Source organism: Thioclava sp. ES.031 (assembly GCF_002563775.1).
Classification (GTDB): domain Bacteria; phylum Pseudomonadota; class Alphaproteobacteria; order Rhodobacterales; family Rhodobacteraceae; genus Thioclava.
Genome location: NZ_PDJO01000001.1, coordinates 3,174,489 through 3,199,167 on the forward strand (window position 1 = coordinate 3,174,489; position 24,679 = coordinate 3,199,167).

General features: G+C 64.5%; 26 protein-coding genes. 9 read left to right on the top strand and 17 right to left on the bottom strand.

What is annotated here, in order from left to right; translation table 11 throughout:
* Position 1: 1 nt before the first annotated feature.
* Positions 2-409, bottom strand: coding sequence for a hypothetical protein (locus tag AXZ77_RS15105; RefSeq protein ID WP_078600099.1), 408 nt, complete (start codon positions 407-409; stop codon positions 2-4).
* Positions 410-536: 127 nt separating this feature from the next.
* On the opposite strand from AXZ77_RS15105, the gene hemF reads away from it, so the two are divergent.
* Positions 537-1,436 carry an oxygen-dependent coproporphyrinogen oxidase gene (gene hemF, locus AXZ77_RS15110; RefSeq protein ID WP_098411789.1) on the top strand — a complete coding sequence of 300 codons (900 nt, stop codon included), beginning with the start codon at positions 537-539 and terminating at the stop codon, positions 1,434-1,436.
* Between the two features lie 147 nt (positions 1,437-1,583).
* Here hemF and hemE read toward each other — a convergent pair whose 3' ends face one another.
* The gene (hemE, locus tag AXZ77_RS15115; RefSeq protein ID WP_098411790.1) at positions 1,584-2,615 is read right to left on the bottom strand and encodes a uroporphyrinogen decarboxylase; all 1,032 of its coding nucleotides are present in this window, start codon (positions 2,613-2,615) and stop codon (positions 1,584-1,586) included.
* A 99-nt stretch (positions 2,616-2,714) separates the two neighbouring features.
* On the opposite strand from hemE, the gene hemC reads away from it, so the two are divergent.
* Positions 2,715-3,668 (top strand): hydroxymethylbilane synthase, encoded by a 954-nt coding sequence (gene hemC / locus AXZ77_RS15120; RefSeq protein ID WP_098411791.1) that lies wholly within the window; start codon positions 2,715-2,717, stop codon positions 3,666-3,668.
* A 1-nt stretch (position 3,669) separates the two neighbouring features.
* Here hemC and AXZ77_RS15125 read toward each other — a convergent pair whose 3' ends face one another.
* Entirely contained in the window at positions 3,670-4,230 is a 561-nt protein-coding gene (locus tag AXZ77_RS15125) for a hypothetical protein (RefSeq protein ID WP_098411792.1), read from the bottom strand.
* Between the two features lie 126 nt (positions 4,231-4,356).
* Here AXZ77_RS15125 and AXZ77_RS15130 point away from each other — a divergent pair, with 126 nt between their 5' ends.
* Entirely contained in the window at positions 4,357-5,616 is a 1,260-nt protein-coding gene (locus AXZ77_RS15130; protein WP_141536288.1) for a hypothetical protein, read from the top strand.
* 3 nt (positions 5,617-5,619) lie between these two features.
* Here AXZ77_RS15130 and AXZ77_RS15135 read toward each other — a convergent pair whose 3' ends face one another.
* The 3 genes from AXZ77_RS15135 to clpS all read right to left on the bottom strand — a co-directional run bounded on the left by AXZ77_RS15135 (position 5,620) and on the right by clpS (position 7,955).
* Positions 5,620-6,429 carry an SDR family NAD(P)-dependent oxidoreductase gene (locus AXZ77_RS15135; RefSeq protein ID WP_098411794.1) on the bottom strand — a complete coding sequence of 270 codons (810 nt, stop codon included), beginning with the start codon at positions 6,427-6,429 and terminating at the stop codon, positions 5,620-5,622.
* A gap of 40 nt (positions 6,430-6,469) precedes the next feature.
* Positions 6,470-7,549, bottom strand: a complete 1,080-nt coding sequence (locus AXZ77_RS15140) for a class I SAM-dependent methyltransferase (RefSeq protein ID WP_098411795.1) — start codon at positions 7,547-7,549, stop codon at positions 6,470-6,472.
* 79 nt (positions 7,550-7,628) lie between these two features.
* Positions 7,629-7,955: an ATP-dependent Clp protease adapter ClpS gene (gene clpS / locus AXZ77_RS15145; RefSeq protein ID WP_078520398.1), complete on the bottom strand. Its 327-nt coding sequence runs from the start codon at positions 7,953-7,955 to the stop codon at positions 7,629-7,631.
* Positions 7,956-8,075: 120 nt separating this feature from the next.
* Here clpS and AXZ77_RS15150 point away from each other — a divergent pair, with 120 nt between their 5' ends.
* Together AXZ77_RS15150 and AXZ77_RS15155 are read left to right on the top strand one after the other, a co-directional pair.
* Positions 8,076-8,774: an HAD family hydrolase gene (locus AXZ77_RS15150; protein ID WP_098412574.1), complete on the top strand. Its 699-nt coding sequence runs from the start codon at positions 8,076-8,078 to the stop codon at positions 8,772-8,774.
* 268 nt (positions 8,775-9,042) lie between these two features.
* A complete protein-coding gene (locus AXZ77_RS15155) occupies positions 9,043-10,848 on the top strand; it encodes a D-alanyl-D-alanine carboxypeptidase family protein (RefSeq protein ID WP_098412575.1) in 1,806 nt (601 codons plus the stop codon).
* A 192-nt stretch (positions 10,849-11,040) separates the two neighbouring features.
* On the opposite strand, the gene ccoS is transcribed toward AXZ77_RS15155, so the two are convergent.
* The 5 genes from ccoS to AXZ77_RS15180 all read right to left on the bottom strand — a co-directional run bounded on the left by ccoS (position 11,041) and on the right by AXZ77_RS15180 (position 16,363).
* Positions 11,041-11,202 carry a cbb3-type cytochrome oxidase assembly protein CcoS gene (ccoS, locus tag AXZ77_RS15160; RefSeq protein WP_078520399.1) on the bottom strand — a complete coding sequence of 54 codons (162 nt, stop codon included), beginning with the start codon at positions 11,200-11,202 and terminating at the stop codon, positions 11,041-11,043.
* Positions 11,203-11,214: 12 nt separating this feature from the next.
* Complete coding sequence (locus tag AXZ77_RS15165) at positions 11,215-13,440, bottom strand: cation-translocating P-type ATPase (RefSeq protein ID WP_098411796.1); 2,226 nt, start codon at positions 13,438-13,440, stop codon at positions 11,215-11,217.
* Between the two features lie 4 nt (positions 13,441-13,444).
* A complete protein-coding gene (locus AXZ77_RS15170) occupies positions 13,445-13,909 on the bottom strand; it encodes a FixH family protein (RefSeq protein WP_348638848.1) in 465 nt (154 codons plus the stop codon).
* Entirely contained in the window at positions 13,906-15,354 is a 1,449-nt protein-coding gene (gene ccoG, locus AXZ77_RS15175; RefSeq protein ID WP_098411797.1) for a cytochrome c oxidase accessory protein CcoG, read from the bottom strand. The genes AXZ77_RS15170 and ccoG overlap by 4 nt, the downstream gene beginning before the upstream one ends.
* A gap of 124 nt (positions 15,355-15,478) precedes the next feature.
* Positions 15,479-16,363: a LysR family transcriptional regulator gene (locus AXZ77_RS15180; protein WP_098411798.1), complete on the bottom strand. Its 885-nt coding sequence runs from the start codon at positions 16,361-16,363 to the stop codon at positions 15,479-15,481.
* Between the two features lie 100 nt (positions 16,364-16,463).
* On the opposite strand from AXZ77_RS15180, the gene AXZ77_RS19625 reads away from it, so the two are divergent.
* Entirely contained in the window at positions 16,464-16,628 is a 165-nt protein-coding gene (locus AXZ77_RS19625) for a hypothetical protein (protein ID WP_176536051.1), read from the top strand.
* Between the two features lie 294 nt (positions 16,629-16,922).
* On the opposite strand, the gene ccoP is transcribed toward AXZ77_RS19625, so the two are convergent.
* From ccoP to ccoN, 4 genes are read right to left on the bottom strand one after another with little or no spacing between them, the layout of a single operon-like run.
* A complete protein-coding gene (gene ccoP / locus AXZ77_RS15185) occupies positions 16,923-17,807 on the bottom strand; it encodes a cytochrome-c oxidase, cbb3-type subunit III (RefSeq protein WP_098411799.1) in 885 nt (294 codons plus the stop codon).
* 31 nt (positions 17,808-17,838) lie between these two features.
* Positions 17,839-18,039, bottom strand: coding sequence for a cbb3-type cytochrome c oxidase subunit 3 (locus tag AXZ77_RS15190; protein WP_078520404.1), 201 nt, complete (start codon positions 18,037-18,039; stop codon positions 17,839-17,841).
* A 13-nt stretch (positions 18,040-18,052) separates the two neighbouring features.
* A complete protein-coding gene (ccoO, locus tag AXZ77_RS15195; RefSeq protein WP_078548271.1) occupies positions 18,053-18,781 on the bottom strand; it encodes a cytochrome-c oxidase, cbb3-type subunit II in 729 nt (242 codons plus the stop codon).
* A gap of 12 nt (positions 18,782-18,793) precedes the next feature.
* Positions 18,794-20,398 carry a cytochrome-c oxidase, cbb3-type subunit I gene (gene ccoN, locus AXZ77_RS15200; protein WP_078604652.1) on the bottom strand — a complete coding sequence of 535 codons (1,605 nt, stop codon included), beginning with the start codon at positions 20,396-20,398 and terminating at the stop codon, positions 18,794-18,796.
* A 263-nt stretch (positions 20,399-20,661) separates the two neighbouring features.
* On the opposite strand from ccoN, the gene AXZ77_RS15205 reads away from it, so the two are divergent.
* A complete protein-coding gene (locus AXZ77_RS15205) occupies positions 20,662-21,501 on the top strand; it encodes a universal stress protein (RefSeq protein WP_098411800.1) in 840 nt (279 codons plus the stop codon).
* Between the two features lie 48 nt (positions 21,502-21,549).
* Here the strand turns inward: AXZ77_RS15205 and AXZ77_RS15210 are convergent, their stop codons facing one another.
* Positions 21,550-21,918, bottom strand: coding sequence for a hypothetical protein (locus AXZ77_RS15210; RefSeq protein WP_098411801.1), 369 nt, complete (start codon positions 21,916-21,918; stop codon positions 21,550-21,552).
* 162 nt (positions 21,919-22,080) lie between these two features.
* Here AXZ77_RS15210 and AXZ77_RS15215 point away from each other — a divergent pair, with 162 nt between their 5' ends.
* A complete protein-coding gene (locus AXZ77_RS15215; protein ID WP_098411802.1) occupies positions 22,081-22,494 on the top strand; it encodes a hypothetical protein in 414 nt (137 codons plus the stop codon).
* Between the two features lie 12 nt (positions 22,495-22,506).
* Here the strand turns inward: AXZ77_RS15215 and fnrL are convergent, their stop codons facing one another.
* Positions 22,507-23,253, bottom strand: coding sequence for a transcriptional regulator FnrL (fnrL, locus tag AXZ77_RS15220; RefSeq protein WP_098411803.1), 747 nt, complete (start codon positions 23,251-23,253; stop codon positions 22,507-22,509).
* Positions 23,254-23,313: 60 nt separating this feature from the next.
* Here fnrL and hemN point away from each other — a divergent pair, with 60 nt between their 5' ends.
* Positions 23,314-24,669 (top strand): oxygen-independent coproporphyrinogen III oxidase, encoded by a 1,356-nt coding sequence (gene hemN, locus AXZ77_RS15225; RefSeq protein WP_098411804.1) that lies wholly within the window; start codon positions 23,314-23,316, stop codon positions 24,667-24,669.
* The last annotated feature ends 10 nt before the right edge of the window (positions 24,670-24,679 follow it).

The following is a 24,679-nucleotide window of genomic DNA, read 5'->3' on the forward strand; positions in this document are numbered from 1 at the left end:
CTCAGCTCTCCTCTTCGGGATAGGCCGCCTTGCAGGCCGCGATCTGCGCCTCGGCGGCCTTCGACAGCTCCGCCTGCCGCTTCAGCAGCGCTTCCAGCTTGCGTTTCTCGGCGGCCGGGTCGATCGGGATCGGGCGCTGCCGCGTCACCGTGTAATCCTCGAGGCACATGCGCGGCTTCTGGATCACCTTGTCGCCCTTGGTGATCGTGTCATAGCCGCAGATTTCCCATCGGCTCGACGTGGTCTCGTAGCTCTGCCACGCATAGCCCCGCGCGAGATTGCCCTGTACCTCGCTCACCAGATCGGTGACGCGCCGCAATTCGGCCGTGGATTGACGGATGCAGCGTTCCTGCGGAGTGCCACAAGCGGCGAGCAGGACGAGCGGGATCAGCATGAGGGCGTGGCGCATGGGCGGTCTCCTTCGCTCTCAGCCTACGCTCGCAAGTGCGCCCGATCAATCGCGCGATCAATCGCGCCCTTCCCGCACCCGCCCGCGCCTGCTAAGGATCACGCCAGAGATTTGGGAGGCCCTACGCATGACTGACACGGTTGAGGATTTCGACGCCCGCAAGGCCCGCGCGAGCCAGTGGTTTTCCGACCTGCGCGACCGGATCGTCGCGGCGTTCGAGGGGCTGGAGGACAGCCATGCGCAAGGCCCGCTTTCCGATCAGGCGCCGGGCCGGTTCGAGGTGACGCCCACCGAGCGCAAGGGGCCGAACGGCGAGGATCATGGCGGCGGCAAGATGAGCGTGATGCGCGGCGGGCGCGTCTTCGAGAAGGTCGGCGTGAACATCTCCACCGTCTGGGGCGAACTGGCGCCCCGCGCGCAAAAGGCGATGGCCGCGCGCGGCGTGCCGGGGATGGAGGAAGACCCGCGCTTCTGGGCCTCGGGGATCAGCCTCGTCGCGCATATGCAAAACCCGCATTGCCCCGCCGTCCACATGAACACCCGCATGTTCTGGACGCCCGGCGCGTGGTGGTTCGGCGGCGGTGCCGACCTCAATCCGTGCCTTGAGTATGACGAGGACACCGCGCATTTCCACGCCGAGATGCAGGCCGCCTGCGACGCCCATGACAAGACCTATTACGACCACTTCAAGGCCTGGGCGGACGAGTATTTCTTCATCCCCCATCGCGGCCGGGCACGCGGCGTCGGCGGGATTTTCTACGACGATCTGAACACCGGCGAGTGGGAGGATGATTTCGCCTTCACCCAATCGGTGGGCGCGGGCTTCCTGCCCGCCTTCCAGCCGCTGATCGAGAAGCGCCGGGTACAGGATTGGTCCGAGGAGGACCGCGAGGCCCAACTGCGCCATCGCGGCCTCTATGCGGAATATAATCTCGTCTATGACCGGGGCACGAAATTCGGGCTCGAGACCGGGCATAACGCGGATGCGGTTCTGATGAGCCTACCGCCAATCGCGAAGTGGTATTGAGGGGCTAAGGCGCGCACAGGGCCAAGGTTGGAGGGGCGCTGCCCCTCTTCGCTTGCGCGAATTCACCCCGGGATATTTGGGCCAAGAGGAAGCGAAGGACACGCGCCCGAAGGCTCGGACGCGCGTGCTCTCGGTCGAAACCGCGCGTCAGCCGTTGCGGATCGTCTCGACCATCAGGGCCACATTCTCCGGATCGGCATCGGGGGTGATCCCGTGGCCGAGGTTGAAGATATGCGGACCCTTGCTGAAGGCCTGCACCACATGGCGCGTCTCGTCGATCAGCGCCTGACCGCCGGTGACCATATGCGAGGATGCGAGGTTGCCCTGCACGCAGCCGGACACCTGCACATGCTCGGCGCCCCATTCCGGCGTGATCGAATTGTCGAGCGCAACACAATCGGCGCCGGTCTTCTGATGGAAGCCGATATAGCCCTCGCCCGCCTCGCGCGGGAAGGCGATGACCGGCAGACCCGGGAAGCGCGCTTTCATCTCGGCGATGATCTTGCGCGCCGGCTCGACGGCGAAATCCTCGAAATCCTGCCCCTTGAGCGAGCCCGCCCAGCTGTCGAAGATCTTCACGACCTCGGCCCCGGCCTCGACCTGTTTCGACAGGTATTCGATGGTCGAGACGGTCAGCAGGTCGATGATCTTCACGAAAGTCTCGCGGTCTTCGGCCTTCAGCGCATGGGCCGGGCCCTGATCCTTGGTGCCACGGCCCGCGATCATGTAGGTCGCGACGGTCCAGGGCGCGCCGGCGAAGCCGATCAGCGTGGTCTCTTTCGGCAGTTCTTCCGAGAGGATCGAGACGGTCTCGTAGACCGGGTTGAGCGTCTCGTGGATGTCGTCCTTGGTCTTGAGCTTGGCGAAGCCCTCCGCCCCGGTGATGGTCGAGAGGCGCGGACCCTCGCCGGTGACGAACCACAGATCGGCGCCCAGAGCCTGCGGCAGCAGCAAAATGTCGGCAAACAGGATCGCCGCGTCGAACCCGTAGCGGCGGATCGGCTGCAGCGTCACTTCGGCGGCCAGTTCGGGATTGTAGCACAGCGACAGGAAGTCGCCCGCCTTCGCCCGCGTCGCGCGATATTCCGGCAGGTAGCGCCCCGCCTGCCGCATCATCCAGACCGGAGGGGTAGGCAGCACTTCGCCTTTCAAAGCTCGCAGGATCGTCTTGTCGGTCATTCTCGCGCCTCCTCTTTGCACCCCTTCGACGCGACCTGTGGCGTCATGTCAAGCGCAGGGCTTCTTGCAAGGTCCATCTGTCGCGGATATTCCGGGTCCATGACACAGATGCCCGATGCGAAATCCCCGCTCAAGATCGGCACCCGCGGCTCGCCGCTGGCGCTGGCGCAGGCCTATGAGACCCGAGACCGGCTGATGGCCGCGCATGGTCTGCCCGAAGACGCTTTCGAAGTCGTGGTGATCAAGACCACGGGCGACGACCGGGCGATGATCGCGGCGGACAAGCCGCTCAAGGAGATCGGCAACAAGGGCCTGTTCACGAAGGAAATCGAAGAGGCCATGGTCGATGGCCGCATCGATATCGCCGTGCATTCGATGAAGGACATGCCGACCGAGCAGCCCGAGGGGCTGGTGCTCGATTGCTACCTGCCGCGCGAAGACGTGCGCGATGCTTTCGTCAGTCTGGAATACGACTCGATCATGGCCCTGCCCGAAGGGGCGACGGTAGGCACGTCGAGCCTGCGCCGCCGGGCGCAGCTTGCCCATGTGCGCCCCGATCTGAAACTGGTGGAGTTCCGCGGCAATGTGCAGACCCGGCTGAAGAAACTGGCGGACGGTGTCGCGGTAGCGAGCTTCCTCGCCTATGCGGGGCTGCGGCGTCTGGGGATGGAGGACTCGGCACGCGGGCCGATCGCCCCCGAGGAGATGCTGCCGGCAGTCGCGCAGGGCGCGATCGGGATCGAACGCCGGATGGCCGATGCGCGGGCCGAGGCGCTCCTTGAACCGATCCATGATCTGGTGACCGAGCAGCGCCTGCTGGCCGAACGTGCCTTCCTCGCGACGCTGGACGGCTCTTGCGAGACGCCGATTGCGGGGCTTGCGCTGATCGAGGGCGACCGGCTCTGGCTGCGTGGCCAGATCCTGCGCCCCGACGGGTCCGAGGCGCTCGCGGGCGAGCGTTGGGGCAATATCGACGAGGGCGCTGCGATGGGCGAGCACCTCGCGCGCGATCTGCTGTCTCAGGCGGGCGAAGGGTTCTTCGACTGGCGCTGAGTTAACACAGAAGCTGACCGGCGGCGCGGCGCTCCAGCGCCCGCTCTATCTCGGGGACCTCGCCGTCGCCGAAGCCGCGTAGCGCAAGCCGTTCCAGCGGGCTGATTTCGCACCAGAGGGTCTTGAGCACCTTGTTGCGGCGCTTGCGCGGCACATCGGCCAGACGCATCTCGTAGATCTCGTCCGCCGCCGCGAGCAGGCGCGGATGCAGGGCCTGCAGAAGCGGCTCGAATGCGGCACGCGCGGATTGGGCATTGCGCAACCGCAGGATCGCGCCCTCCCCGATCGTCATCGTCTGGATCAATGTCCAACCGAGCACATCGGCGGCGCGGTGCGGCGGGATCGGGGCGTGACCGCTGAGCCCGTAGGTGAGGCTCAGAACCCCGCGTTCCTCTTGCGGCATCGCCAGCACCACGCGGGCGCACTCCTGCTCCAGAGCGGTTTCGGCATCTTCCAGACGGCCCAGCCGCGGTGTCGCCACCTGCGAAGGCGGCGCCTCGGCGCGAACGAAGATATTACGGATCACATTGTCGAACTTCAGGGCGATATGACGCGAGAGCATGATGCTTCCTTTTACATGTACAACCTCTCCCGCCCTGCCTTTTGAAGTAGTGTTCCAGCGCAGCCGTTCCCTGCCCTTGGCGGTTTTTCGCCGAGCATTTCGCTAAGCCTTTGTAGGTCCACGCGTATGGCTTGGTGGCTGCCTCTTGCACTTGGCGGCCCGAAAGCGCAAAGCGGCGACATGCTGCGTCCGATCCGTCTCGTCCTGTCCGATCCTGCCCTGCGCCTCGCCGCCGTGTTGCTGGTGCTGTTCGGCGCCCATGCGGCAACGATGGGGCCCTATGTCTCGGCGCTGGCGATCAAGGTCTTCGGCCTGTCGGACCGCGCCTATTCGGGTGTGCTGATGGTCGCCTCGGTGCTCTCGGTCTCGGCCTCGGTCGGGCTTGGCATCCTCGCCGATCAGCGCGCGAACCGCCGGGCCATCGCGCTTGGTACCTCGGCGATGCTGATCGTGGGTTCGGGGCTGGTGCTGGCGGGCGACAACTGGGTGGTCTTCGTGATCGCCAACGCGCTGATCCTGCCGCTCTCGGCATCGATCTTCGGCCAGCTCTTCGCGCTCTCGCGGTTGGCGGCCTCCACCCATCCCACAGAGGACCGCCCTGCGATCCTCTCGACCCTGCGCGCGCTCTTCGCGCTGCCCTGGGTGGTGGTGCTGCCGATCTGGTCGGTGGTCTTCGACCGAGGCGCTGCGATGACCTCGATCTACCCGGTGACGCTGACGCTCGGGGCCACGATCCTCGCGCTGACCTTCCTGTTCTGGCCGCGCGACGGGGCGACCCGCTGGCCCGATCCGAAATCGGGGCTGACCTTCCGGCAATCCCTGCACGAGATGGCGAACCTGCCGATCCTCGCCCGCGTCGTGGCGCTTGGCACGATCAACGGGTCGATCATGCTCTATCTCGTCGTGATGGGGCTCGTGTTCGAGGCGACGCCCGGACGCGGGGCCGCCGATACCGCGCTATACGCGGGCCTAATGGCGGGGCTGGAAGTGCCCTTCATGCTGGCGCTGCCGCTGGTTCTGGGACGGATAGAGCGGACGACGATGATCTGGATCGGGGCTGCGCTTTACGCGACCCATCTGGGGCTGCTGCCGCTGCTGGCGCCCACGCCTTACGTCTGGTTTCTCGCCCTGCCCGGCGCGATAGGCGGCGCGGTCGTGCTGACCCAGCCGATGGCCTATCTGCAGGACCTGCTGTCGAACCGGCCCGGCGCGGGGGCCTCGCTGATGGCGCTGCAAAAGCTGGCAGGCGACGGGTTCTCCGCGGCCATCTTCGCCATTGGCACGGCGCTTGCGGGCTATGAACTGGCCGCAGCCGCAGGCGCCCTTCTGGGCGTAGCCGGCGCGGGCGCACTCTGGGCGATGGACCGGCGCGCGGCGCGATCCTGAGCCTTAGAAGGCCGGGACCTGCACGCGGTCGAGAAGGCTGCGCCCGCCATCGACATTGATGATCTGCCCGGTGACGAAGCTCGCCCCCGAGGACGCAAGATACTGCACCGTCTCGGCCAGCTCCGACGGCGGCGCGATCCGGCCCAGCGGCGTGCCTTCGCAGATCGCCTCGCGCCAGTCGTCATTCTCTTTCAGCGCATCCTGCAGCGAGCGGCTCATCACCGAGGCGAAGCTGACGCCGTTCACCCGGATCCGCTTCGGCGCGAGCGCCACAGCGAGCGAACGGATCGCCTGATCCTGCGCGGCGCAGGCGATCGAATAGGCCATCAGCTCGGGCTGGGTGCGGTTCGAGGCCAGCGTCGAGACGTTGATGATCGAGCCGATCTCGCCTTCGGTGCGCCCCTCGTCCTCGGCCTGCTTGATCATCCGCTTGGCGGTCATCTGACTGACCCGCAGCGCCGATTTCATGTTCTGCGACAGCATCGAATCGAGCACGTCCACCGACGGCTCGAGCGGGTCGCAGGGCGCGAAGGTGCGCGCGCAATTCACCAGAATGTCGATCCGGTCGAACGCGTCCACCGTGGCCGAGAGCAGGTTCTTTACCGCCAGCTTCTCGCACAGATCGCCCGAGAAATAGCGCACCGGCCCTTCGGTCTTGGCCGTGTCGCCCAGTTCGGCGGCGAGCTTGTCTTCATCGATATCGGCAAACATCACCTGCGCGCCGCGATCGACGAAATGGCGCGCGATGGCCTGACCGATACCGTGGGCTGCGCCCGTGACGATGACGGTCTTGCCGGAAACAGAAAGGGACATTGGGTGTCTCCCTGTGGATTTGGAGGCAGGTTAGGCGAGCTTAGCGCCGCTTGCGAGGGGCAACGCGGCGTTTCGGCTCGGCTGTGGCGCGCACGCCCGCCGATTTCCCCGGGCTCTTTCCAGCGGGGATCGGCTTGGCTGCGCGGATGCTGCGGAAACGGGTCGAGGGTCCGCTGGGCGGCGTGATCTCTTCGATCTCGTGGAACGCCGCGGCGAGCGCGTCGGCATAGGGCAGATGGCGGTTCGCGACCATCCAAAGCGTGCCCGAGAGCGACAGCATCCCGCGTGCGGCCTGAATGAAGGCCAGCCCCAGCGCCGGATCGGCCCCGCGTGCGGCCCCGTGGAAAGGCGGGTTCATCACGACGGCCGTGTAGCGCTCTTCCGGCGCATGCCGCGTGGCATCGGCCCAAATGAACTGCGCGCGGGGATCAGTGATGTTGCGTTTGGCGCAGTCCAGCGCGACCGCGTCCGACTCGACCAGATCGAGCCGTTCGACGCCCTTGCGCGCAAGGATCTGCGCCGAGAGCCAACCCCAGCCCGCGCCGAGATCGGCGACTTTCGACGGCAGGCTATCGGGCAGGCATTCGGCCAGAAGCGCCGAGCCCTCGTCCACCGCATCCGCGGAGAACACGCCCGGACGGGTCACGAAGCCTTCGGCCGGATGGATATCCTGCGCCGCCCAGTCGCTCAGCAGATCGGGGGCTGCGGCGAACCAAGCGATCTTGCCATGGGCCTTCGCGATCGGCGCGGACAGCTCCACCCGTCCCCGCAATTCCTTGAGCAACGAGTCGATCCCTTCGGTCTTCACCCCGTCGACATAGATCGGCCCGCCCGGCGCCACGCGCTGGCAGGCTTCGGCGATCAGCGCGCGGGCTTCGGCCTTGGCGCGGGGCGCGAAGATGATCGCGGCGGCATAGCTGCCCTCGGCACTCGGCGAAACGCGAACGCCGCGCTGCGCGAGCACGTCATGGTCGGGCTTCTCGGGCTGGATCGCGACGAGGCGATCGACCGGCAGACCGCCGAGGTCCAGCGTGCCCACGGGCGCGAACAGCGCGATGTCTCCCTCGGGCGGAAGCGCCTCGGGCATCTCGAGAGCGAGCGAAAGTCGCGGATGGCTCATGCAGGGAACCCTCTGAAAGAAACGAGCCCGCCAGATAGGCGGGCGCGACTGAATTTGCAAGGAACCGCTTGGGCGGCCTTTAGTCCTTCTCCATCGTGCATTGCAGCGGGTGCTGGTGGCGGCGCGCGAAATCCATCACCTGCGCCACCTTCGTCTCGGCCACCTCGAAAGAGAAGACGCCGACCACCGCAAGGCCCTTCTTGTGCACGGTCAGCATGATCTCGAACGCCTGCGCGTGATTGAGACCGAAGAACCGCTCGAGGATATGGACGACAAATTCCATCGGCGTGTAATCGTCGTTCAACAACATGACTTTGTACATCGGCGGACGCTGCGTCTTCGGCCGCGTCTTGGTCGCGAGGGACGCATCGTTGTCGCTGTCGTCCTGGTCGTCGTCGGACATCATGTAAAGAGGCTCGGTCAAGGGCGCTCCGGCATCAGGAATCGTTGAGGGGCTCTGGCGGAATATAGGGTCTTCGTGACATATGAAAAGTCTTTCAACACCTCCGGCGAGAAAGGCGGGACGATGCGGCTCACGGCGATTGGCTTCGATGCGGATGATACGCTCTGGCATAACGAGCGTTTCTTTCAACTCACGCATGACCGCTTCACCGACTTGCTGCGCGAGCACGCGGAGCCCGATCATCTGGCAGAGCGGCTGATCGCGGCGGAACGTCGCAACATCGCGCATTACGGCTTTGGCATCAAAGGCTTCACCCTGTCGATGATCGAAACCGCGATCGAAGTCAGCGAGGGCCGCGTGCCCGCAACGATCCTGTCGGAGATTCTCGCGGCAGGGCGGGAGATGCACTCTCACCCGATCGAGCTGCTGCCCCATGCGCGGGAGACGATCGAGGCGCTGTCGGACGACTACCGCATCCTTCTGGTGACGAAGGGCGACCTGATCGACCAGGAGCGAAAGCTGGCGCAGTCGGGCTTGGGCGAGTTGTTCGACGCGGTCGAAATCGTCTCGGACAAGAAGGCCCCGGTCTACACCGAGATTTTCGCGCGCCATGCCGAAGGGGCGGAGCATGGTCTGATGGCGGGCAATTCGCTGAAATCCGACGTGATACCGATGATCGAGGCGGGCGGCTGGGGCGTGCATGTGCCCCATGAATTGACATGGGCCTTCGAGCATGCCGAGCCCCCGATGGAGCATCCGCGCTTCGCCGAATTGCCCGACCTCGGCGCATTGCCCGATCTGATCGCAAAAATCACCGATTGAGCCCTGCATTGCGTGGCGTCATGCTCCGCCAATCTCACGGGCACGTGTGCTCCGACCACCACCAGTAGACGGATTCGCGCAAGAGCCCCACCACATCTTGCGGTATTGCATGAATGCCGCAGTGAAAGCTCTTGAAAATAGGGAGTTTTCAGCCTGAGAGACCCGTGCTACGCTTCTCGCTAATATAAACCCCGGAAACCGGCTCAAGATCGGTACCGCAAAGGGGTCAAATTGAGGCAGTGAAATAGGTGAAGCCGTGACCACGCTGATGCGCTGGGTCCGTGATGGGCTATTCGTAATCCTTCTGACACTCATTGCGCCGATCGCTGCGCAGGCCGCCCCCTACGCGGCGATGGTCATGGACATGCGATCGGGCGAAGTTCTCTACTCCAAGAACGCCGACACGCCGCTGCACCCGGCCTCGCTGACGAAGATGATGACACTCTACATCACCTTCCAGGCGATCGAGCATGGTGAGTTCAGCCTCGATTCCATCGTCACCGTGACGAAGCACGCCGCCAGCCAGCCGCCCTCGCGTCTCGGCCTGCGCCCCGGCCAGAAGATCGCCGTGCGCTACCTGATCCGCGCCGCCGCGATCAAATCCGCCAATGACGCCGCTGCGGCGCTTGGCGATTACATCGGCGGTTCGGAAGAAGGCTTCGCCGCGCGGATGAACCGCACCGCCCGGCAGCTAGGCATGAAGAACACCCATTTCGTCAACGCCAACGGCCTGACCCGCAAGGGCCACCTGTCCTCGGCGCATGACATGACGATCATGGGCCGTCACCTGTTCTTCGACTATCCGCAATATTACAACATTTTCTCGCGCCGCTCGGCGGATGCGAAAGTGCGCACCGTCTATTCGACGAACCGCAAATTCCTCGCAGCCTATAAGGGCGCGGACGGCATCAAGACCGGCTATACCTCGGCCTCGGGCTTCAACCTGACCGCCTCCGCACAGCGCGGCAACAAGCGCATCATCGCGACCGTCTTCGGCGGCACTTCGACCGCGCAGCGCAACGCGAAAATGGCCGATCTGCTGGATCTGGGCTTCAAGCGCGCACCGAACCGCGCGCCGACGAACCGCCCCCGGATCCCGCAATACATCGCCCCCGCGCAATCGCCGATGCTGATGGCGAACCTCGCGCCCAAGAAGAGCCCGCGTCCCGAAATCCGCCCCTCCGCACCGACCGCGGATAGCGATGCGATCTCGATGGCGCTCGCCGCCGCGGTGCAGGCCGATCAGGTGGACGAGAGCACCGACATTCCCGAAGACGTGGCCGAAGGCGCGCAGGACAACGCTGCGGACACGCAAGATGTCGTCGTGGCCGATGCCGGCACGCTCGGGATCGGCGCGGAGATCACCGCAAGCCCCCGCCCGCAGCGCAACCCGCGCGAAATTCAGGTTGCGGACGCGACGAAGGCGCTGCCGGCCGAGGTGACCAAGGCCACCCCGCTGGCTCAGGCACAGGCGCATGACGCCGCCGTCGCCGCAGGCAAGGCCAGCGCGGATGGCAGCGAAGAGCCGAGCGACGTGCAGCTTGCCTCCTACGAGCCCGGCGCATCGGACGGCCCGAAATTCGTCCAGTCCACCCAGCCGCAGCCCGAGACGATGGAACTGGCCGAGGCGCATACGCTCGATCTGGACCAAAACGGCAAGCCCGATAGCGCCAAGGCCCCGTCCAGCTTCGTGCAGTCGACGGACCCGCAGCCCGAGACCGCGCAGATGGCCGCAGCCCCCGAGAAGCGCAAAAGCGAGATCATCCTCGCCGCTCTCACCCCCCCTGCCCCGACCCCCGCGCAGAAGCCGCGCGTGGTCGCCCGCGTCTCCAGCTCGGGCGGGCGCAACTGGGGTGTCAGCCTCGGACTGTTCGGTTCGCGATTCGCTGCGGAGCGTCACATGCTGACCACGGCATTGATGGAAAGCGACACTTTGGGCGAAGCTTTGCGCAAAGTGGCCACCCGAAAGACCGGTTATGAGGCGAATTTCGTGGGAATGACCCAAGACATGGCACAACTGGCCTGTGCAAGGCTCGAGTCTCGCGCTATGGACTGCAAAGTGGTCGGCCCCTGAGAGTCTTCCCTTAGGGGCAAAATATGAAAAGCCGCGCTTGGTCAGCGCGGCTTTTCCTTTTTCCGGACCTTTTGGTACCCGCCGCACGGGTTGCCACGGCAGGAGCCTCCGGCGGGGATATTTATGCCAAGGCGAAGCGAGCGCGGATCTGAGGGGATCGGGCCGCCCGGCCCTGCCCTGCCCGTCGCGCGCTCAGTCCTGCTTCGGGTGATCGTCGAACTCGTCGGACAGGATACGCTCGGCATCGCCTTTCGGGTCGTCATACTGATTGTTCTTCAGCGACCAGAAAAACGCCCCGAGGCCAATCCCGCCGAGCAGCAGGGAGATCGGAATCGAATAGAGAAGAACCTCCATGAGGGGCTCCTTTCAGCGCAGGCGCAGCGAGTTGAGCGAAACCGTGATCGAGCTGGCCGACATCGCGAGCGCCGCCATCAGCGGCGTCGCAAGCCCGGTCAGCGCGAGCGGTACGGCGATGATATTGTAGACGATGGAGATGCCGAAGTTCTGCTTGATCCGTCGGCGGGCGCGCACAGAGATCGAGGCGGCATCGGAAACCGGCGCGAGATCCTTACCCAGAAGCACGATATCCGACGCCGTGCGCGCCGCATCCAGTGCGGAGGCGGGCGAGACCGAGACATGGGCGGCCGCCAACGCGGCGGTGTCGTTGAGACCGTCGCCGACCATGAGCACGCGGTGGCCCTGTTGCGTAAGATCGCTCACGAGCTGCGCTTTCTCCGCGGGCAAAGCACCGGCGCGGTAGGTGTCGATCCCGAGGCGTGCGGCGAGATCGCTCACCGCGCCTTCGACATCGCCCGACACCAGCCAGACCTGCTTGCCCTGCGCCTTCAGACCGGCCACGGCCTCTTCGGCGCCGGTGCGCAGCGTGTCGGCGAAACGGATCGAGATCGGGGTGGTCTCACCGATCGCGAGATGGGTCGCGGTGGTCGCCCCCTCGGCAGCGCCGATCCAGTTCGCACGACCGAGCCGCACGCGCTGCCCCTGCCAGACGCCTTCGACGCCGTAGCCGGGAACTTCGCGCAGATCGCTCAGCGTGGCGGGGACGCCCCCCTGCACTGCCGCCGCCTCGTGCAGGGCGCGCGCGAGCGGGTGGCTCGAACCTTCGGCCAACGCCATCGCGACGGACAGCGCCTCGGGCGAGAGGTCGGAGAGGTTCTGCGGGCGCGGCGCGCCCATGGTCAGCGTGCCGGTCTTGTCGAAGACGACCGTGTCGATCTCGGCCATACGCTCCAGCGCGGTGCCATCCTTGATCAACAGCCCCTTGCGGAACAGCTTGCCCGATGCGGCGGTCACCACGGCAGGCACTGCAAGCCCCAGCGCACAGGGGCAGGTGATGATCAGCACCGCCGCCGCGATATTCACCGCCAGACGGAAATCGCCGCCCGTGATCCAGGCCCAGGCGCAGAACGCACTGAAGGACAGGATATGCACGATCGGTGCATAGGCCCGCGCCGCCCGTTCGGCGAGCGAGGTGTATTTGGTCTTCGCGCTCTCGGCCATCGCGACGAGATCGGCCATCCGATGCAGCGAGCTGTCGCGCCCGGCTGCCGTCACGCGCAGGGTCAGCGGCCCGGTCAGGTTCACCTCCCCGGCGGAGAGCGCCATGCCGGGCAGCACCTGCACGGGCAGGCTTTCGCCGGTCAGCAGAGAGCGGTCGCTCTCGGATTGGCCCTCGGTCACTTCGCCATCGGCGGGGATACGCCCCCCCGGGCGCACCCGGATCAGATCGCCGGGAACCAGTTCGCTCACGGGCACGGTGACCTCTTCACCGTCGCGCAACACGGTCGCGCGGGGCACTTCCAGCGCGGCCAGTTCTTCGGCCGCCGAGCGCGCCACGGCGCGGGTGCGATAGTCGAGATAGCGGCCCACCAGCAGGAAGAAGGTGAGCATCGTCGCCGCTTCGAAATAGGCGTGTGCCCCGGAATGCATCGTCTCGAACAGCGAAATCCCGAGCGCGAGCAGGATCGCGAGCGAGATCGGCACATCCATCCCGAGACGCCCGCCGCGCAAGCTCGCCCAGGCATTGGCGAAGAAGGGCTGGCCCGCGAAGATCGTGGTGGGCAGCGCGATCGCCGCCGAAATCCAGTGGAAGAGGTCGCGCGTCGAATCTTGCGCCCCCGACCAGACCGCGATCGAGAGCATCATGATGTTCATCATCGCGAAGCCCGCGACGCCCATGCGCATCAGCAGGTCCCGTCCGCGCTTGTCGGCCTCGGTCGCGGACAGCATGCCGGGATCGAGCTCGTGCGCCTCGTAACCAATCTTGTCGAGCGCCGCGATCAGCCCCGCCGGTTCGACATCGCCCGCCGCATCGACCGAGGCGCGTTTCAGCGTCAGGTTCACCCGGGCGGATTTTACGCCCGGCTGCTTCATCAGCTCGCGTTCGACATCGGTGATGCAGACCGCACAATGCGCCGTGGGCAGCGACAGCATGATCCGCGCGCCCTTGATGTCACCGGATTTCGCCATCTGCTCGGCCGAGGGGGCCGCGATGCAGGCGGGACAGGCCGAGGCCGAGACATGCTCGTCCTCGAACGGTTCGCTATGCGATGGAGAAGCGGGCGACACCGACATCGGCTCAGCCTTTCACGAACAGGTCAATCCGCTGGCGGAACTCCGTGCCGTCGGCGGCTTTCGCGTCGAGATGCACCAGCCAGACGCCCGGCGCAAGATCGAGCTTCGTGGTGAAGATGCCGCCGACATAGTCGAAATCGGGCGTCATGTCATCGCGGACATGGGTGGTGCGCCCGACGAGCGCCTTGAACTCGGCCACCCTCGCGGGCAGCCCGTCCTCGTCGCGGATCACGAAGCTCAGCTTGCCGTCGGAATACTCCGGCGACACCGTCCAGCCGAGCGCATCCTGCGCCAGTTTCTCTTCATTGAAGGTCTGCGAGGCGACATAGGAATTGTCGACCTCGAGGCCGGGGAAGGTGCTGACGGCCTGCCACGCCATGACGAGGTTGACCGCGATGATCACCCCGAAGGCACCCACCGCGATCATCAGCACTTTTCTTCCGGTCAGCGGTTTCGCCATCTCGGTCATTGTACCCTTCCGTTGAATACGGTCGTCTCCGACACGCGGTCAGTATTGGTCATGTCCTCGATCCACATCGTCAGCTCGGTACGCTCGCTGGTGGCGATGGACGAACCGGGTTCGGCGACAATATAGACCCTTTGGGTCATGGTTTCATCTGCGGGCACCGTCACGGTGTTTCCGTCCTGACCTTCGAGCAACACGCTCAGCGTGCTTTGCTCGACCGGATCGGGGGCTTTGACGGAGACCTTGAACTCGGTCGCCTCGCCCGCCTTGTTGCGCAGCCGCAGCGTGTAGATGTTGCGGATCGCGCCCGAGGGCTCCACCACGAAGAGCGGATCGCGGTTCGGCGTCACGTTGAAGTCGATGGGCGAGCGCATGAACAGCGCGACCACCAGACCGATGCCGATCAGCGACCACATCGAGAAGTAGAGGATCGTGCGCGGGCGCATGATGTGCTTCCAGACATTGATGACCGGATTTCCCGAGCGCTCGTTCGCCTCGTCCTTCAGCGCCATGTAGCCGATGAGGCCGCGCGGCTTGCCGATCTTGTCCATCATCTCGTTGCAGGCGTCGATGCACAGGCCGCAGGTGATGCATTCAAGCTGCTGGCCGTCGCGGATATCGATGCCCATCGGGCAGACGTTGAAGCAGGCCATGCAGTCGATGCAGTCGCCCTGCGTCGGATCGTGCTGGCCCTTCTTGAGCTTGCCGCGCGGCTCGCCGCGCCATTCGCGATAGGCGATGGTAATCGTGTCTTCGTCCATCATCGCCGCCTGAATACGCGGCCACGGGCAGGCGTAGATGCAGATCTGCTCGCGGGCGAAGCCGCCGAAGGCGAAGGTCGTGAGCGTCGCCACCGCGATCGTCGTATAGGCGATCGGCGAGGCGGTGCCGTGGAACAGATCGGTCAGCAGCGTCGGCGCATCGGTGAAGTAGAACACCCAGGCCCCGCCGGTGGCGACGCCGATCAGCAGCCAGAGCACCCATTTCGTGATGCGCTTGCGGAATTTCTCGGCGTTCCATTTCTGACGCAGCAGACGGATACGCGCGTTGCGGTCGCCCTCGACCCACCGCTCGACCAAGATGAACAGGTCGGTCCAGACGGTCTGCGGGCAGGCATAGCCGCACCAGACGCGCCCTAGCGCCGAGGTGAACAGGAACAGGCCAAGGCCCGCCATGATCAGAAGGCCCGCGACGAAGTAGAATTCATGCGGCCAGATTTCGATCATGAAGAAGAAGAACCGGCGGTTCGCGAGGTCCAGAAGCACCGCCTGATCGGGCAGTTCCGGGCCACGATCCCAGCGAATCCAAGGCGTGATGTAATAGATGCCAAGCATCACCGCCATGAGCACCCATTTCAGGTTGCGGAACTGGCCGTGCACGCGGCGCGGAAAGATCGGCTCGCGGGCGGCGTAAAGCGGCGGGGGATCGACTGGTTCGGTGGAGCTCACGACTCTCTCCGTTCATATATTTCTCTGCGTCACAGGCTCTTCTGGTATGACACAGTCGTGAAGGCTTTGACCTGCGTCAAAAAGACAGGTCTGCCATACAGGAAATCTTCACTGGTTGATATTTTTACTGGTCACCGGCATGCGCCGCTTGTTTGAAGAGCCAAGACATGAACTGGCGTAGCGCCGGTCGCCTCACGCCCGGTCGCGTAACCGTGTAATAGCCTTTTTCCTCGCTGTCTTCAAACAGAAGCCGCAACCGTCCGGCCGCAATATCGCCTGCGACCCAGGCCAAAGCGGTCACCGCCACCCCCTGCCCGCCGCGCGCCGCTTCGAGCAAAAGGTTCCCCGGCATCACGGTCAGGCTTTTGGCCTGATCCTGCGTGACGCCATGGCGCCCGAACCAGTCGGTCGACTCGGAAGTACAGAGCTCTTGCAGCCACGGCAGGCCGCGCAAATCCGCCGGACAGTCATACCGTCCCTGCCCCACCAGCGCAGGCGCCGCGACCACGACGATGGGCGAGCGCACCAGAAGCCGCGACTCGAGGCCGGGCCAGTCCCCCGATCCGTAGCGCAGCGCCATCTCGACCCCGCCCGGCGCAAGCGTGGAGACGGCCGCCGTAGGGTCGATGGTCAGACCGATCTCGGGATGGGCTTCGCGGAAATCCGGGAGCCGGGGCAACAGCCAAGCCGAGGCGAAGCTTGGCGTGGTGGAGATTTGCAGCGGGCGGGAGTCGGCGGTGCCGCTCAGCGAAGCGACCGCTTCGGCAATCGTGCCGAAGCCCTCCCGGAGCGCCTGCGCAAGACGGCGACCGTCGGGCGTCAGCGCAGGCCGCGGCCCCGACCGGTCGACAAGCGTCACACCGAGCCGCTCTTCAAGCCCCCGCAATTGCTGACTGACGGCCGCATGCGACACGTTGAGCGCACGCCCCGCCTGAGCCACCGAACCGGAGTCGGCAAACGCCGAAAAGGCCCGCAGCGCGGTCAGGGAGGGAAGGGTTCGCCAGTCCATATCCGTAACTTTACCTTACATAGTGGAAAGTTTCCTGAGTCGCATCTTCGCGCAAGTAACGCATCCTGACCAGAGTTGACCCGCCTTCAGGAGATCAGACATGAAAGATAGAGTTACACCCGACACGCTGATGCTGCTCGCCCGCATGGACCTCTACCCACCGCAAAGCAACTGGCCGCACCTGACGGACCCGATAGACTCGCGCCAGCGCCGTCGCGGACCGCGCCCCTCGCTGCGCCAACGGTTTCGGGAGATGTGGAAATGATCGGGATCTGGGCGCAGAGCTTCACCATCGCCACGGGCCTCGATCAGCGCTCCAGCCTGCCGGCGGCCCGCACTCATCGGCGTTCACATCGGCGTGCAAAGACCAGCGCGGAGCTTGTTTTGCCCAAAGATGACCCCAAGATAGGTGATAGGTAACCCTCGACAAGCGAGAGGGCCCCGCGACGGGGGCCCTCTGAAATTGGGCACCGGCACCCCCAGGAAACGCGCGAACAGGACGGGGTGCCGGTGCGACCCGCCAGACCAAAGCCCCGCGGGATCTCTGTAATTTCGACCGTTACTGGCCGCCGCCCAGGCTGTGAACGTAGGCCGCCACGGCGCGGATATCCGCTTCCGACAGACGCTCGTTCCAGTTCGGCATCACGCCGTAACGGGCATTGGTGACCGTGTAGGTCAGCGTGTCGACGTCACCGCCATAGAGCCAGACGGCATCGGTGAGGTTCGGCGCGCCCATCATCGGGTCGCCCTTACCTTCTTCACCGTGACAGGCCGTGCAGTTGTCCACGAAGACGGTCTCGCCTTCGGCGGCCATTGCCTCGTCATGCTCCTGGCCCGAAATCTTGCGGACATATTGCACGACTTGGTCGATCTGCGCGGGCTCGAGGATCTCGTCACGCCCGAACGCGGGCATTTCCGAGTAACGCGCCTCGCCATCCGGGTCCGTCTCGTTGCGGATGCCGTGCGTGACGGTGAAATGGATGTCCTCCATCGTGCCGCCCCACAGCCATGCGCTGTCGAGAAGGTTCGGATAGCCCAGGTTCGAGTTGCCGCCCGCACCCGCACCGTGGCACTGCGCGCACCAGGTCCGGAACACGGCCGCACCGGCGTTCTGGGTGTAGTTGTTCAGCTCGGGATCGCTCGAAATCTGGTCGAGATCGACCGAGACGAGCTTCTCCTGGATCGGCTTGTTCGCCGCGGCGAACTTGTCGATATCGGCCTGCACATTCGCGCGGGTCGACGAGTGCATGATCCCCGGCGTCGCGCCGGACTTGAAGATCGGCCATGCCGGCATCGCGATCGAGTAACCGATCCCCCAGATGACGCAGGCATAGAAGGTCCACAGCCACCATTTGGGCAGCGGATTGTTGTATTCCTCGATGCCGTCCCACTGGTGACCCGTGGTCTCGACCTCGTGCTTGTGCTTGCTTGGTCTTTTGCTCATGTTCTCCACGCCTCCTTACAACGTGGCGCCGTCAGTCCTTGGAGGACCGGCTTTCGCCGGCCTCCGAGGCATTGGCGGGTTTGTCTTCGTGCCGGAACGGGATCTCGGACGTATCTTCGTAGGTCTTGCGCGAACCGGGCCGGAAGACCCAGGCCACGACGGCCAGGAAGAAGACGAACATGAAGATCAGAAACCAGCTGTCCGCGAATTCCCTGAAGATGTGATAGTCCATTGATCAGCTCCCCTTACCGGCTGGCCACGGGTTCGAAGGTCGAGAAATCGACCATGGTGCCGAGCACCTGCAGATAGGCGACGAGTGCGTCCATCTCGGAAATGCCCGGGCGACCGTCGAAGTTACGGACGTTCGTCGCGTTGGGATAACGCTCCATCAGCCCGTCATAGTCGCTGTTCGGATCGGCCTGAGCGGCAAAGTCCGCCTTGGCGTTCTCGATCATGTCCGAGGTATAGGGCACGCCCACCATCGCATCGGTCGAGAGCCGCTCGTCGATATGCGCGGGATCGACCATGCGATTGAGCAGGAAGCCATATTTCGGCATCACCGACTCCGGCACGACCGACTGCGGATTGGTCAGGTGATCCACATGCCAGGCATCCGAGTAGCGGCCGCCGACGCGGGCGAGGTCGGGCCCCGTCCGCTTCGAACCCCACTGGAACGGGTGGTCGTATTGCGACTCCGCTGCCAGCGAGTAATGGCCGTAACGCTCCACTTCGTCGCGCATCGGGCGGATCATCTGCGAGTGGCAGACATAGCAGCCCTCGCGGATGTAGATATCGCGCCCGGTGAGCTCCAGCGGCGTGTAGGGCCGCACCCCTTCGACGTCCTCGATGGTGTTTTCGAGGTAGAAGAGCGGTGCGATCTCCACGATGCCGCCGATCGTGACGACCAGGAAGGCGAAGATCAGCAGGAGCGTGGCGTTCTTTTCAAGAACACTGTGCTTGTCGAGAAGTCCCATCTGTTCCTCTCCTTATTCAGCCGGCACGGCGGCAACCGAACGCGATTCCACGCGCGGCTGACGAGCGACGGTCATCCACAGATTGTAGGCCATGATGATGCCACCCGTGAGGTAGAGCACACCGCCCAGACCACGGACCACGAACATCGGATGCATGGCGGCCACGGTGTCGGCGAAGGCGTTCACGAGGAAGCCCTGGCTGTCCACTTCGCGCCACATCAGGCCCTGCATGATCCCGGCGACCCACATCGAAGCGGCGTAGAGCACGATCCCGATGGTGGAGAGCCAGAAGTGCCAGCTGACCAGTTTCAGCGAGTAGAGCCCTTCACGCGCCCACAGACGCGGCACGAGGAAGTAGAGCATGCCGAAGGTGATCATGCCGTTCCAGCCGAGCGCACCCGAGTGCACGTGACCGATCGTCCAGTCGGTGTAGTGCGACAGCGAGTTCACCGCCTTGATCGACATCATCGGGCCTTCGAAGGTCGACATGCCGTAGAAGCCGACCGACACCACCATCATACGGATGATCGGATCGGTGCGCAGCTTGTCCCATGCGCCCGAGAGCGTCATCAGGCCGTTGATCATGCCACCCCAGGAGGGCATCCACAGGATCACCGAGAAGGTCATGCCCAGCGTCGAGGCCCAGTCAGGCAGCGCCGTGTAGTGCAGGTGGTGCGGACCGGCCCAGATGTACAGGAAGATCAGCGCCCAGAAGTGCACGATCGACAGCTTGTAGGAGTAGACCGGACGTTCAGCCTGCTTCGGCACGAAGTAATACATCATGCCCAGGAAGCCTGCGGTCAGGAAGAAGCCCACCGCGTTGTGGCCGTACCACCACTGCGTCATCGCGTCCTGCACGCCCGAGAAGACCTGAACCGACTTCGAACCGAAGAACGAGACCGGGATCGACAGGTTGTTCACGATATGCAGCATCGCGATGGTCACGATGAAGGACAGGTAGAACCAGTTGGCGACGTAGATATGGGGTTCCTTGCGCTTGAAGATCGTGCCGAGGAAGGCAAGCAGATAAGCGACCCAGACGATCGTCAGCCAGATGTCGACATACCATTCCGGCTCGGCATATTCCTTCGACTGCGTCGCGCCGAGGATGTAGCCGGTCGCGGCGAGCACGATGAACAGGTTATAGCCCCAGAACACGAACCAGCCGAGGCTGTTGCCACCGAACAGCCGCGCTGCCGAGGTGCGCTGCACCACGTAGAACGACGATGCGATCAGCGCGTTGCCACCGAAAGCGAAAATCACCGCCGACGTATGCAGCGGGCGCAGTTTGCCGAAGTTCAGATAGCCCTGTGCCCATTCGAAATTGAGCGCCGGATAGGCCAGCTGGAAGGCGATAATGACGGCGACCAGGAAGCCCACGACACCCCAGAAGGTCGTCGCGATCACCCCGGCGCGAACCACGCCGTCGAAATACTCGTTCTGAGCCACCGGCTGGCGGCTCCCCATGGTGCGAAGCACCCAGATGAATGCGATGGCCGCGGCCAGCATGACCTCGACGGCATTCACCTGATAGGCAAGATCGCGCGCGTAGCCGGCCGCAATGGCGGCCAGAACCGCCACAAGGCCAAGCGCGATCAGCTTGATATAATCCCACATTTTGTGCGTCCCTTCGTCTGGTCTGCCCCTGCGGCACCCTCGTAAACCGAGAATCCTCCTGGGCTTGACTGGAGTCCTTGTGATCCGAGGGTATGCACGATGCCTTGATCTGCATCAAATGCTCGCGATCACAGTGCGCCATTCGGTCGCAGTTATGTGATATGACGAACACGTCCCTTGATCCGCGTCAAAGTGCGGCCGATCTCTTCGGGTTAGTCTCTGGTCTCACATGCTTATTCGCTTTTGGCGCAAGGACAGGACCCATGGCTTACAAGACACTTCTCACGATCGTCACGGATCCCAAGGCGGCCGCGACACAAATCGATACCGCCGTGGCCGTCGCCCGGCGGCGCGACGCCCATCTCGACGTGCTCTGCCTCGGTGTGGATCGCACGCAGACCGGATATTATTACGCAGGCGCGACCGCCTTCGTGCAGCAGGAAACGATGGATCGCGCACAGGATGATGCGCGCAATGCCGAAGCCGCGGTGCGCGCGCGGCTCGACTCCGAAGACATCCGCTGGGGCGTCGATGCGGTCGTCTCGCAAATCGGCGCGATGCCGACCGTTGTCGGCCAGCGCGCCCGTTTCGCCGATCTGGTCGTGATGGGCCGCCCCTATGGCGAGGGCCGCGGGCCGGAGATCGAGGCTGCGGTCGAAGCCGCGCTCTTCGAGGGCCAGGTTCCGGTCGCGATCGTGCCCGACGGGTATAACGGCGACATGCCCGCCAAGCGCGTCGTTATCGCGTGGAATCAATCGCATGAGGCGATGCGCGCCGTGCGCGCCGCCCTGCCCGTCCTCAAATCGGCCGATCTGGTCGATATCACCGTGATCGACCCGCCGGCGCATGGGCCCGAGCGCTCCGACCCCGGTGGCCAACTCAGCCAGATGCTGGCGCGTCACGGCGTCCATGCCGAAGTGTCGGTGCTGGCCAAAACCATGCCGCGCGTGTCGGACGTGCTCAACCGCCATATCAGCGACAGCGAAGCCGATGCGGTGGTGATGGGGGCTTACGGCCATTCGCGCTTCCGCGAAGCGATCCTGGGTGGGGCGACGCGCCACATGCTCGAGATGGCCGAGGTTCCGGTGATCATGGCGCACTGAGCGCGCCACCTTTCAGGACGGATGACGGCGCCTCTCGGGGCGCCGTTTTCATTGGTGCAAGTCGGTTTCGATGCCCTTCGCCTTGCCCAGCTTCCGGCAATAGCTGGCCCAGTCCCGAAAGTCCTGCGAGAAGGCCGCCATCTTGCCGCGCCCACGCCAGTCGTCAAAGCTTTCACGCTGGTGTTCCGCGACCCAGCTGGCAGCATCTGCGCGCCCTTCGGCCTCGGCCTGCTTGATCGCCGCGCCACGCCAGATCATCCCCGCCCGGTCGAGCTTTCCCGCCCGCGCGGGGTCGGACATCATCGTGCCGACGCCATGAAACAGGCCCGAGCATTGCGCCATACTCTGCGACAACGGCTGCGCCACACTCAGGCCTGGAGCGGCAACGAGGAAGACACTGACAAACAGGAAACGCATAAAGACCTCCCTCGTTGGGCCTACCCTTATTTACCTAACGACAGTGCCGAAACCGGGGCAGAACCCGCACGAATTCGCGACCTTGTCGCGACATCCCTGCCCTGCGCGGAACTCCAACCGCACTGGCGGGTTGGCTGGCTGACGAAAGACCGGAGCCCCCCAATGACCCGCCACATCATGCTTCCCGCCCTTCTCGCCAGCCTCGCGCTGCTCGCCGCCTGTCAGGAAATGGCGCCGAAACAAGACGGGGCGATGCCCACGACGCTGCCGGATGGCATGATCGGGCGTTGGGGACTAACGAAAGCCGATTGCGACAGCTCACGCGATGACGCCAAGGGCCTGATGGTGGTGAAACCGGACAGCCTGCAATTCTACGAGTCGCAGGCCAAGCTCACTGAGATCGACAGCGCGACCGATCGCGTGGTGCGGGCGACGTGGAATTTTATCGGAGAAGGAGAAAAATGGCAGCGCGACATCGTGCTGACCCTGTCGAGCACAGGCATCTATCTCTCGCGTCAGGATATCACGCGGGACTCGATGAAGCCCCTCACCTATCGGCAGTGCGTGTCCCCCTGATCGGACGGACGTTTAGATGAGGAAACCGCCGTCGCTGTCATCGCCCGCTTCCAGCAGCAGCCGGTCCATATCCGGGACGGTGACATGGCGCTTGCCCTGCAGCTCGATCACCCCGTCGCGTTTCAGCGCGGACATCTGGCGGCTCACCGTCTCGAGCGTCAGCCCGAGATAGTCGGCCATCGCCTCGCGCGTCAGCGGCAGATCGAACACCATATGTCGGGCGCTCGGGCTCATGTTGATCGACGCATCGCGCCGCGCCACGATCGACAGCAGCGAGGCGATCTTCTCGCGCGCGGTCTTGCGGCCCAGAAGCAGCATCCATTCGCGCGCGGCGTCCAATTCGTCGAGCGTCATCTGCAACAGGCGCTGCGCGATATGGGGCGTGCGCTCCATCATCTCCTCGAAAGGCTTGCGGCGGAAGCAGCACATCAGAATGTCGGTGGTCGCGGTCACGTTATAGGCGGCGCGGTTGCGCCCGGGACGGCCCACAAAATCCGAGGGCAGCAACAGGCCAACCATCTGCGTGCGCCCGTCCTCGAGCGTCTGCGTCAGGGTCGCGATGCCCGAGACGACCGAGGCCACGAAATCCATCTGGTCGCCGGCCCAGATAATCGTCTGGCCCGCCTCAAAACTTCGGTAATATTTGATCTTCTCAAGCAGAGCGAGCTCGTCTGCGTCACAGCGCGCGCAGACCGCGCGATGTTGGATCGGGCAGTCTCCGCATGCGAGCGAAGTCGGCTGAACGTCGTCATGTGCCATGTGGATATTGCTTGATCTGGGTCAAATTCTGTTGCGCGTCTTACATCTAAAGATACGCCTATGGAACAGGAATCGCAACTGACCCGGCTCGGGCTCTTCGACGCACGGGTGCCCCGCTACACAAGCTACCCCACCGCCCCCCATTTCGCGGGCGATGTCGGGCCGATGGAATTCTCGCATTGGATCGAAGCGATCCCCGAAGGCGCGTCCATTTCGCTCTATATGCACGTGCCGTTTTGTCGCCGGCTGTGCTGGTTCTGCGCCTGCCGCACGCAAGGCACGCAAAGCGAAGAACCGGTGCGCGCCTATGCCGAGACTTTGCTGGCCGAACTGCGTCTTTTCAAGGAACGCTTGGCTCCCGGCGTCACGCTGTCGCGGCTGCATTGGGGCGGCGGCACGCCGACGCTGATGCCCGCCGACATGATGCGTCGCCTCGCCGATGCGGTCTTCGATGCCGTGCCGATGGGCGAAGGCGCGGAATTCTCGGTCGAGATCGATCCCAACGAAATCGACGCAGCCCGTCTTGATGCGCTGGTCGAGTCGGGGATGAACCGCGCCTCGATCGGGGTGCAGGATTTCGACCCGCAGATTCAGGGCGTTATCGGGCGCGATCAGAGCTACGAGATCACCAAGGCCGCGGTCGACATGATTCGCGAACGCGATGTCGCGAGCCTGAACGCCGATATCCTCTACGGGCTGCCGCATCAGACGCCGACGAAGATCGCGGACTCGGTGCAAAAGCTGCTCTCTCTCGGCCCCGACCGGGTGGCGCTATACGGCTACGCGCATGTGCCGTGGATGGCGCGACGCCAGACCATGATCCCCTCGGATCACCTGCCCACCCCGCAGGAACGCCTGAAGCTGTTCGAAGTGGCGCGCGAATTGTTCGTGGCCGATGGCTATGACGAGATCGGCATCGACCATTTCGCCCTGCCGACCGACGGCCTCTCGATCGCGCAGAGGGCTGGCAAGCTGCGGCGCAATTTCCAGGGCTATACCGACGATCAGGCCGAAGCGCTGGTCGGGCTCGGCGCGTCGTCGATCTCGCGCTTCCCGCAGGGCTATGCGCAGAACGCGCCCGCCACCTCGGCCCATACGGCGGCGATCCGGGCGGATCGGTTCTCGACCTCGCGCGGGCACCGCTTCACCGCAGATGACAAGATGCGCGCGCGGCTGATCGAGGCGTTGATGTGCGATTTCGAAGTGAGCGCGGCAGAGCTGGTGCAGGATTTCGGCGCCGATCCGGAGGAGCTGTCCGCGCTGTTCGCCACCTGCGCCGAACATTTCGGCGACATGGTTCAGGTGAGTGCGGAGGGGCTGCGCATTCCGGTCAAGGCACGCCCCCTGACCAGGATGATCGCGCGCCATTTCGATGCCTATGATCTGTCGAAAGCCGGGCATAGCTCGGCGATCTGACGACCAAGAC